Annotated in this window: 9 protein-coding genes; 5 read left to right on the top strand and 4 right to left on the bottom strand. The window is 32.6% G+C overall.

Annotation, left to right across the window (positions count from 1 at the left end; genetic code table 11):
• Positions 1-274 precede the first annotated feature (274 nt).
• From VB776_RS22400 to bla, 3 genes are all read left to right on the top strand, one after another.
• Positions 275-793 (top strand): hypothetical protein, encoded by a 519-nt coding sequence (locus VB776_RS22400; protein ID WP_323699105.1) that lies wholly within the window; start codon positions 275-277, stop codon positions 791-793.
• Positions 794-933: 140 nt separating this feature from the next.
• Positions 934-1947, top strand: coding sequence for a hypothetical protein (locus tag VB776_RS22395; RefSeq protein WP_323699104.1), 1014 nt, complete (start codon positions 934-936; stop codon positions 1945-1947).
• Positions 1948-2127: 180 nt separating this feature from the next.
• Positions 2128-2883: a subclass B1 metallo-beta-lactamase gene (bla, locus tag VB776_RS22390; protein WP_323699103.1), complete on the top strand. Its 756-nt coding sequence runs from the start codon at positions 2128-2130 to the stop codon at positions 2881-2883.
• On the opposite strand, the gene VB776_RS22385 is transcribed toward bla, so the two are convergent.
• Positions 2880-3662 (bottom strand): YdcF family protein, encoded by a 783-nt coding sequence (locus VB776_RS22385; RefSeq protein ID WP_323699102.1) that lies wholly within the window; start codon positions 3660-3662, stop codon positions 2880-2882. The two genes, bla and VB776_RS22385, sit on opposite strands and share 4 nt — an antisense overlap.
• 226 nt (positions 3663-3888) lie before the next feature.
• Between VB776_RS22385 and VB776_RS22380 the strand changes: the two genes are divergently transcribed.
• A complete protein-coding gene (locus tag VB776_RS22380; RefSeq protein WP_323699101.1) occupies positions 3889-5337 on the top strand; it encodes a DUF4369 domain-containing protein in 1449 nt (482 codons plus the stop codon).
• A 407-nt stretch (positions 5338-5744) separates the two neighbouring features.
• On the opposite strand, the gene VB776_RS22375 is transcribed toward VB776_RS22380, so the two are convergent.
• Both VB776_RS22375 and VB776_RS22370 read right to left on the bottom strand, forming a co-directional pair.
• Positions 5745-8213 carry a response regulator gene (locus VB776_RS22375; RefSeq protein ID WP_323699100.1) on the bottom strand — a complete coding sequence of 823 codons (2469 nt, stop codon included), beginning with the start codon at positions 8211-8213 and terminating at the stop codon, positions 5745-5747.
• A 5-nt stretch (positions 8214-8218) separates the two neighbouring features.
• On the bottom strand, positions 8219-9013 hold the full coding sequence (locus VB776_RS22370; protein WP_323699099.1) for an alpha/beta fold hydrolase: 795 nt from the start codon (positions 9011-9013) through the stop codon (positions 8219-8221).
• A 262-nt stretch (positions 9014-9275) separates the two neighbouring features.
• Here VB776_RS22370 and VB776_RS22365 point away from each other — a divergent pair, with 262 nt between their 5' ends.
• Entirely contained in the window at positions 9276-9593 is a 318-nt protein-coding gene (locus VB776_RS22365) for a cupin domain-containing protein (protein WP_323699098.1), read from the top strand.
• Between the two features lie 181 nt (positions 9594-9774).
• Here the strand turns inward: VB776_RS22365 and VB776_RS22360 are convergent, their stop codons facing one another.
• The gene (locus VB776_RS22360; RefSeq protein WP_323699097.1) at positions 9775-10728 is read right to left on the bottom strand and encodes a 3',5'-cyclic-nucleotide phosphodiesterase; all 954 of its coding nucleotides are present in this window, start codon (positions 10726-10728) and stop codon (positions 9775-9777) included.
• Positions 10729-10735: the final 7 nt, after the last annotated feature.

The raw sequence follows: 10735 nt of genomic DNA, 5'->3' as shown, positions 1-10735 counted from the left end.
ACTTGTCCATAAAAAATAACAATTATTGTTGCTAAGTTATTTAACTTTTTTAGTTTGACATTTGATTTTTTAAAAAATCAAATGTCAAACTAAACTTACACAACTAAAGGGAGGGTGCCGATGTTTGATAGAAAAAATACTTTAATGCTTTTGTAAAATTAATTAGATTTTTTGGATGTTTCCTTGTCTTCTGTTAATCAGATTTCTTTTATTTTTTGGGATGATTGGTTTTATGATTAATAGCAATTCTTTGCTTTAAAGAAAGAGTATTTTGATGTTTTTCTTATCAGCGAAACTTTTTCGTAAACTAGCAATAGACTTTTTCTTGTCAGCAAAACTTTTTCGTAAACTAGAAATGGACTTTTTCTTGTCAGCAAAACTTTTTCGTAAACTAGAAATGGACTTTTTCTTGTCAGCAAAACTTTTTCGTAAACTAGAAATGTACTTTTTCTTGTCAGCAAAACTTTTTCGTAAACTAGAAATGGGCTTTTTCTTATCAGAAAAATTTCTTCGTAAACTAGCAATGGATTTTTTCTTGTCAGCAAAACTTTTTCGTAAACTAGAAATGGGCTTTTTCTTATCAGAAAAATTTCTTCGTAAACTAGCAATGGATTTTTTCTTGTCAGCAAAACTTTTTCGTAAACTAACAATGGACTTTTTCTTGTCAGCAAAACTTTTTCGTAAACTGGAAATGGGCTTTTTCTTATCAGCAAAACTTCTTCGTAAACTATTTATGACTTATTTCTTATCAGAAAAAATGTTCAGCAAACAAGAAAAATTGACTGAATGGTAAAATAAAAGGAGAGTATCCACTAAACTGTGTCAGTTGATTATTGAGGAGTACAATTGCTTTGTTTATTTCAATTATTTACTTTTATGAAAAAACGTGAATACTCCTTTATGAATTAATGGTAATGCTGTAAGACAACTACAATGACAACAAAATTTTTAACACTATTAACAATATTTTTGCTCGTTGGACTTTTTGTGAACGGACAAGATAGAACTTCGCCTAAAAAAATAAAAATTAAAGGCGATTATGTTCATGACCCAACAAATTTTGTTTTTACTGAGAATTTTGAAAATTATAATAGGCGAGCTATCTATTCTTTCAACAAGGAAAACTCAAATATTGGAGTAGTGTATGAAAGTCAAAAGAATGACAAAAATACAACAGTTTCAATTTATCTCTACCCAGCGGGTACGGAGGGTTCAGAAAGTAGATTGCAAAACGAATATTTAATGTCCTTGAAAGAAATCGCTAATGGTAATAATGGCTTTTGGACAAATCAATTTCCTGTCAAATTCAATGGGGAATATATTTGTAATGGATTAAAAGCAATTGGTAGAACTAACATTAACGAATATGATAACCTTACTTTGTATGAATGTGGTACTTGGTTTTTGAAGATTAGATTGACAACAAATGAATTAGATTCTACACAAATTAGTGATATCGAAACGAAGATAGTAGCAAGATATCAACCATCAGACTTAACCAAGTTAAAACCTTTAACTACAAAAGGGAATATCTATATTGCACCAGCAGCTTTTGCAGACTCGTTAATGTTAGGTTCGATAATGGGTAGTGCATTTAAAAAAATGGAATGGGCAAAGAACAATGTAAAAGAAAATGAAAAAGCTTCTGGATTTCCTAATATTTATTTAGATATGCAAATAGAGTCTTTTAAAGAATTACTCATGTTTAAGAATAAAAACAATTTTAAAAGAAAGAGCGAAGCAACTGAAAAGTATTTAGAACAAGTAGCGTTAATTGTAAATTCAGGATTTTTACCTGAGTTTATTATGAAACAATTTGACATGATTTTGATAGTTCCAGAAAAACAAATTTTTAATTTTGAAGGTTTTGAGAAATGGAGGCAAATGAACAATATTTCAATAGATTTAAATAAAAGATATTATGTTGTCTCGTATGGACATAAATAAGTGGATTATTTTCAATCCTTTACCGTTATCTTAGTCTCAACAGACTAATCTCAAGTAACCCCAAAATTTTGTCCAAAACCTTAAAAATCCAAAATGAAACCTCAAATCAAAATCTTGCCGTTGTCAGTGTCTCCACTGACAACTTCTCAAATAACTAAAATCTGTTATCCAAAACCCAAAATGAAACCCTTTATCAAAATCCTATTTATCTTCCTAATCTCTATCACAAATTTTAAAGGCATCGCTCAACAAAAAGAGGAATTCAAAGCTAAAGTGATTTATAAATCTAAGGATTTAGTGATTACTCAAATCGCTAAGAATGCTTTTGAACATACTTCTTTTAAACAAACTAATGATTTTGGTTATGTTCCTTGCAACGGGCTTATCGTTCGAAATAGTAATGAAGTAATTATTTTCGATACGCCAACTAATGATAAAAGTTCAGAGGTATTAATCAAATGGATTAAAGAAAAGCTTCATTGTAAAATCAATGCCATTATTCCAACGCATTTCCATGATGATTGTCTGGGAGGATTGAAGGCTTTTGATGAAAATGGTATTCCTTCTTATGCCCATTCCAAAACCATATCGTTGGCAAAAGAGAATGATTACATTGTTCCTAAAAATAGCTTTAACGATTCCCTTGTCTTAAAAATCGGTAAAGAACATATTGTCGCAAAGTTTTTTGGAGAAGGACATACCAAAGACAATGTAATAGGATATTTCCCAAGTGAAAAAGTTATGTTTGGAGGTTGTTTAATCAAAGAACTAGAAGCTGGTAAAGGTTATTTAGGTGATGCAAATGTTGCAGAATGGTCGAATACGGTTGAGAAAATTAAAAAGACATATCCTAATGTAAAAACTGTAGTTCCCGGACATGGAGAATATGGAAACATCGCTTTGTTGGATTATACTATTCAATTATTTAAACCCTAACAATAGCCCAAAACCTTATAAACACAATAGCCAAGTATTTCATGAATCAGATGATAACCTTCATAATATCCTGCTTCGCTTGGAATGATTAAGCTATTAAAAGTAAACGTTCTTGCTTTTGATCTGAAGGCTGTACTAAAAGGCGTTACTGTTAATCCTGCTTTTTCAAAACAACCAATTGAGCGTCTTTGATGAAAGGCGGAGGTGAATAAAAGGTATTTTGTACCTAATTGTGGATTTTTCTGGAGAATTTCAGCCGTATAAATAGCATTTTCTCTGGTATTTCGGGCTTTAGTTTCGAGGATTAAATCACTTTTCTTTACGCCTAATTCTTCTAATAATTGAGCTGTTTTTAGGTTTTCGTCGGATACATCATTTCTGATAATCGTCAAATCAGTATTACCACCCGTTATTAATATCTTTTTGATTTTTCCCTGTTTATAAAGTCGAAGTGGCTGAATAAATCTATCGGCTGTTTTATCAACAAATATTTCTTGTGGTGTTCCTTCTTTGTTGCTAATCATTCCGCCTGTTAATATTATTCCAACATCATAAGTTTCAGTGATACTTTCTGGCGAAGTAGCTGGAATTTCCCATAACAAAAAGCCTTCATTTACAATAAAGTCGTTTCCAAATACAAAAACCATGATGATGCCAATCTTCAAGAGTTTGTTTTTGCGTTTGATATTTTTAGTAAGCATCGCCCAAACGAATATCAAAAGCGTAATTGATAAAGGCATTAGCACATAAAAAAGTACTTTTGAAAGAAAGTAAAACATAAGTTGATATAAGAATATGTTGATTATGAAATAAATATCGTTAATGCTGTTTAGATGAGCATTATCAAAGAATTAATATCTTGAGGTGATTTAAGTTTTGATACAAAACTACTAAATACTTTTACTTAATGTTTTCCTAAAGTAACTTTGGCTAATATTGCATCGTTTGTCAACTTAAAAATAAAAACGCTTAATTTTTAAAATATTGAAACAACAATTAAACCCAATGAAAAGATTATCTCAAATTTTACTCCTACTATTTATTACAGCTTTCTCTCAGCCACTTTTGGCACAAAAGACTGAAGGTTTTTCTATTAAAGGAAAAGTAAAAGGTATAAAAGATACCACTGTTTTTTTAGCCCATTATTTTGGTTATAACCAACAAGTGATAAAAGATACTGCTAAAGTAGATTCAGAAGGAAGCTTTCATTTTAAAGGAGAAAAGACTTTACCTGAAGGATTGTACTTGGTTTCTTTGCCAAAAGGCAAGTATTTTGATATGATTATTGGTAATCAAGAATTTTCTTTTGAAACTGATACGGTTAATTTGATTCGTAAAATGAAAATTGTTGGTTCAAAAGAAAATGAGGCTTTCTTTAAATTCCAACAAGAAATGTCTGACCGTTTTGATGAAATGAAAGCGTTGGAAGCGGAGGCAAAGAAAGGAAAAACACCCGCTGTTGAAGCAAAAATCAAGAAAGTACAAGCGGCAACAAGTCAATTTCAACAAGAATGGCTTAAAAATAATGCTACTTTGTTTGCTGGGAAATTAATTAAATCTTCACAAGAACCAGAAATTCCTGCTTATCCAAAGCCAGTACTTACCAAAGCAGATACCGCTGCAATGTATCAATTTCAATTTCAATATTACAAAGCACATTTTTGGGATAATATTGATTTGAAAGACGATAGAATGATGCGTACACCTTTCTTGCAGAAAAAATTAGAACGTTATTTTGATGATTTAACGGTTCAAACTTCTGATTCTATCTCTAAAGAAGCAGATTTCGTGTTGGCAAAAGCCACAGCGAGAGATGTAAGAAGATATGTGATTTATAAAATCTCTAGTCAGTACGAAACACCAAAAATCTTAGGAACAGATGGAGCTTTTGTACACATGGCAGAAAAATATTATATCGGCGAACCTGTATTGTGGGATACTTCTACCGTTAGAAGAATGAAAGAAAGAGTAGCAATTCTTAAACCACTTTTGATTGGTAAGCGATTCCCTGATATGTATTTGACGGATACTTTAGGAAAGGAATTAGACATCCCAAGAATCCCAGCTGACTATACCGTAATGTTTATTTATGACCCAGAATGTAGTCACTGTCGTGAATCTGCTCCTAAATTGAAAAAGGCGTATCAGAGTTTAAAAACTAAAAATGTAAAAGTTGTGGCGGCTTCTATTGACAGAACACCTTTTAAATGGAAAGGCTTTATTAAAGAATTTAAGTTAGAAGAAATTATTAATGGAATTGATATTCATAAGAATCCACAAACAGGTAAGGAAGAGTATTATACTGATTTCAAAAATACTTTTGATGTATATGCCACACCAGTAATTTATGTGTTGGATAAAGAAAAGAAAATCATTGCCAAACGCTTACCAATTGAGCAAGTAGAAGATTTTATAGATTTTACTAGAAAGCAAAAAATGGCAAAGAATAAGTAAGAATTTTGAGTGATAAATTGTGAGTGATGATTAATTCAATCAACAGAGGTGTATCAAATGTTAACATGATAAAAAAGCGGTCGAAATTAGTTTTTCGACCGCTTTTTTATGATTGATGAGTAAGTAATTCCATCTTCCAGACAGCCCAATCTATCTAAAAGAACCATCAATCCATCTCAGAGATAGAATGACCTATCTTTTTCATAGAACAAGCTATCTCAGAGATAGCTTGACTTATCTTTTTTGCGGTTTTTTGCGTGAAAAAGATAGGATGTCCTATCTCAGAGATAGATTAATCCATCTTTTTCACGCAATTTTCCGTATAAAACCGACAAAAACCGTAAATTGAAATTCTCTTGATTTTATTGGTCTTTTGCCTTTCTTAAATTTCCCAATACTTGTTGGTGCTATTGTTCTACCTTAGCCAGAATCTCATCTTTCCATTTATCAAGCTTGTCCTTTACATCCTGCATTTTGAATGGTTTACTGATATAATCATCCATTCCAGCAATTATCGCTTTTTCACGGTCATCCGTAAGTGCATTGGCAGTAGTGGTAATAATAATCGGTCTGATATTTTTAGGATGTTGCTCAACGATAATTTTGGTAGCTTCAAAACCATCCATTTCTGGCATCATTACATCCATAAATATCAAATGGTATCGTTTCGCTTCCATTGCCTTTAATGCTTCCAAACCATTTTCAGCAATGTCTGCAATGTATCCCATTTTTTCTAATACTCTTTTTAGAAGCTTTTGATTGATAGAATCATCTTCTGCTATCAGAATATTAATTGGTAATGAAGGCGTAGCTTCCACTAAAGCATCTGTTATTCGAGGAGCTGATTTTTTTGATTTAGTCAAAACCTCTTCAATTGCTTTCAAGATTTGGCTGTGTCTGGTTGGTTTATTTAAGATGGCTTCAAATAATCGTGCATTCTCTTCGTATGACAGTATGTGGTGATTTCCAGATGAACTAAATAAAATCACTGGCAAATCTTTGCGCATTTCCTTAATGATATTGGTTACTTCAATGCCATCTTTCACAGGCATCAACATATCAATAATCACTAAATCATAATTTTCCTTTTCTATGGATGCCAGTGCATCTTCGAAATACTCAAATGTTGTGACATTCATGCCCCAGATACTACATTGTGCTTTAAGTATCTTTAGGTTGGTTTTATTATCATCAAGAATTAATACTCGTTTATCTTTAAGAGAAACTTTTTCTGTATTGATATTGATGGTATTATACTTTTTGACACTATGATTGGCTTTTGCTTTGATATGAAAAATAAACGCAGAACCTTTTCCTACTTCACTCTCAACACGAATACTTCCGCCCATTAAGGAAATTAATCGTTGACTGATGGCTAAACCTAAGCCTGTTCCTCCATATTTACGAGTAGTTGACGAATCAACCTGCGAGAAACTCTCAAACAATCTATAATACTTATCTTGAGGAATACCTATTCCAGTGTCTTTTACGGTGAATTCTATTTTATAGAAACCGTCGTTATCTAGTCCTAAATTTTTAACACTTACTTGTATTTCACCTTTTTCAGTAAACTTAATGCCATTACTTACCAGATTAATCATGATTTGTCGGAGTCTGGTAATGTCGCCTTCTATTTCCAAAGGCACAGTTGGTTCGATGAAATAAAGTAAATCAAGTCCTTTATTATTGGCATTGACAGAAAGTAAATCATAGGTTTCTTCAATGACATTGTTAATGTAAAATGGTTTGTTTTCTAGCTCAATTTTGCCAGATTCAATTTTAGAAAAATCAAGAATATCATTAATAATCGTGATGAGAGCTTCGCCACTGATACGAATGGTTTCTACATAATCTATTTGTTCTTCGCTGAGTTCGGTATTTGTCAGTAAACTTGCCATACCAATTACGCCATTCATCGGTGTCCGAATTTCATGACTCATATTGGCTAGAAAATCAGACTTCGCTTTGTTTTGGTCTTCAGCAATTCTTCTTTTTTCTGCTAATTCGGTGTTCAATTCATACAATTGTTCATTTGCCAAATGTTGAAAAGTAACATCTGTAAATACCCATAAGCGTCCTTTAATATTCTCAGAAATCGTTGGGACACAAGATACACTCAATACCGAAGTAATTGGATTTCCAAAAATCCATTTCCAGTGATGTATTTTTTGCCCCGGAGTTTTAAACAGTCTAATTCCTTCTTGAATAATTTCTTCTTTGTTGGCAGCAGTATTCCTTAATTGTTGCATCGCCTCGGCGATGGCAACAGGATGATTTCTTTCTTTAGGAATATCCAGAATTTCAGCGGCTTGACTATTCACCCAGCCACTTTTCCCTACATCATCTACAAATACAATTCCTTGTGGAATGGTTTCAAGAATGGCATTGAAACGGGTAGTGAGTTCTTCAATAAGAAAATAATTTTGAATGATAAAGGCTGTCTCTTTTAGTCCAACTAAAGCATATTCTAAAAACTTCAGTAATTCTTCAGACTTGAGTTCCTCGTCAATCAATAATATCACAGCTCCCATAAAACCAGATTCGTTTAAGGGAATAAATACGATTTCCTCTCCAGCTTCTTTGGGAAAAGCATTATCAGTATCAAAAACTATTTGATTTTTTTCTAATAGCGTTAATACCAATGTTGCATTATTAAACCTACTCAGAAAATGCTCGGAAGTGTTAGCGTGTTTTCTAACGGTAAGCTTATCTTCCATCCGCACAAAGGCAGCAGCTTTTGCGTAGGCATGTTTTTTGATAAGATTGCTAGTACGAGTATAAATAACTTCGAAGTCTTTTTCTTTTTTAATAGGATACAGACCTATTAAAAAGTTAACTGCTTCGTAAGTCCAGTCGATATTTTTTAGCTTATCCAAAATCATTAAATAAAGTTTTGTAAAGAATTGATAATCTCATTTGGAGCACTCATGTGGGGGAAGTGACCATAAGCATTTACGACTTCAAGCTTACTATTAGCAATATGTTTATTAAGATATTCTGCTACATCTAAAGGCACAGCGATATCTTCTTTCGCCTGAATAAGTAAAGTAGGTTTATCTAGTTTTGTTAATTCGCTTCGATAGTCGGACTGAAAAATAACTCTTGCTACCGACTGTGCAATATCAGGTCTAATAGCATTTAAGCTAGCAGCAAAGTTCTCTGCCAAGTGTGGGTTTTCAGGGTTCGCCATCGCTGCTGCTGAGAAACCACTTACCCAAGCAAAATAATTATTCGCCATGGTATCGAATAAAGCATCTAAATCTTGTTGTTCAAAACCTCCGACATAATCAACATCATTCAAATATCTCGGAGAAGCACCCACTAATATCAATTTAGAGAAAAATTCAGGTCTTTTAATAGCTGTCAATAAGCTAATCATCCCACTAACCGAATGCCCAACCATGATAGCATTTTGCACTTCATAGTCAGTACAAATATCAATCAGGTCATCGACATAAGCCTCAAGACTATCGTATTTGTTAGGGCTAAACGCTTCTGGATCAGAAGCACCACCGCCAACATTGTCAAAAAGAATTACTCTATAATCAGCCAAAAAAGCTTCTGATACTTTAGCCCAAGCACTTTGGTCAGTACCAAATCCATGAGCGAATATAATCGTTGGGCCATCTAGTTTGCCCACTAGTCTTACATTGTTTTTTTTAGCGGAATTCATCATTAATAAAGTACGGAAAATTAGGTTTTTGGGAATGAAGATATTGTTAAAATACTGACAGACGGTTGTTTAAGGAAGGCAGGAAATACTTACTATAATTGTTATAACAAGTAATTGTTCACAAAAATAGTTATGATACGCAAATAATAATCTAATTTTCAATATTTAAACATTATTTTTAGAAATAATAGGCTAAAGCAGGCTGAAATACTCCTTTAATCAAACGTGAAAAGGACATTATACTAAATCTTTAAACAAAAAGAATATGATTGAAATTACAAGTATAGCACAAAAAGAAATTATCAAAGGATTTAAAGCAAGGTTTATTCATACCGATAACCTAACCTTAGGTTACTGGGATGTTGAAGAAGGTGCTGTTTTACCGCTACATTCACATTTTCATGAACAAGTAACCAAAGTTTTAGAAGGAAAATTTGAATTGACCGTTGGCAACGAAACCAAAGTATATGAAGCAGGTTATGTAGCAGTAATTCCTTCCAATGTAATTCATGGTGGCAAAGCACTTACACCATGTAAATTATTCGATATTTTTAGCCCTGCCAGAGAAGATTATAAGTTGTGATATTCTATTATTAGTCAGCAGATAAATCCTAAAAAACACGAAAATTTTTGTTCCATTCTTTATTTTAACATTACTTAATATCAATACGCTTGAGCAAAAAGGATTAGAAGAAGTACAAAAAATATCAATTCAAGAAACGGAATAAATTTTAGGACAACAAGCTAGCTTGAAAGAACCTTTATTATAACTCAAATCTCTTCCCTTGTTCAGGGAAAATAAGATTTAACCCTAAAGTATTTTGCTCGATTAATTGTTTTTTGATTTTTACTTCATTCATAGCTGGTGGTTTTAAATGCGTAATGATGACTTTAAAACCTTTTAATGCTTCTTTTCCTGTTAATTCACTTAATTTATTCATTTCTTTCATCAGCCAATTTGGAGTAAGATGTCCGAATAAAAACTTATCAGGCTGTTCATTTGGAAATGAAACTTCAATAAAAATGCCTTTCAATTGTTTTTGCTGAATGAGTGGCACAATTTCCTTCCAAAGTAAAGCCAATTTATCACTTTTTTCTACTTCATCTGGACCAGTATCGCCCAAATACAAAGCATAATTATTTTGATTTTTAATTAAGAAAGCTGTGCTTTGATAAGGATTCACGTGACTTAATGTCAATGCTTTCACCGTCATAGAAGTATTTGTGATAGCACTTTCTTCGCCAGTCTTTAACGTTTGAAAATGGTATTTCTTTAGAGGAAAGCCTTTGCCTTCGTCTCCAAAATTAGCCCAAGTTTCATCGTTGAAGTAATGATTCTGCATCATTTCCATACATTTTTGGGTGGCATAAACGGTTTTGGAAGAGTCACCAGGAGAATTAATGATTAAACCAGAAACATGGTCGAGGTGAGCGTGCGAAATGAAATAACCTTTGATGTATTTTCTAAGTACTTCACTGGCTGGAACTTTAAATACATTATTTTGTACAGCTTTTTCTATGCCTGCATAAACAGTTCCAGCATCTAAACATACATAATCGTTTGTTGAAATAGGAGCGAGGAGGTAGGCGGAAAGGTTTTTTTCATCCGTTCCACCTTTTACGCCCAAAGGCACAACTTGAAAGGCTGAAGACTGGCTTTGTTGCGCAAAAAGCTTTGCAGAAAATAATAAAAAGCAAATTAAAAGACGATAGTACATATTTGAA

It is taken from the genome of Arcicella gelida (assembly GCF_034931025.1).
Classification (GTDB): Bacteria; Bacteroidota; Bacteroidia; order Cytophagales; family Spirosomataceae; genus Arcicella; species Arcicella gelida.
This window is presented reverse-complemented; position numbering and strand designations above follow the sequence as displayed.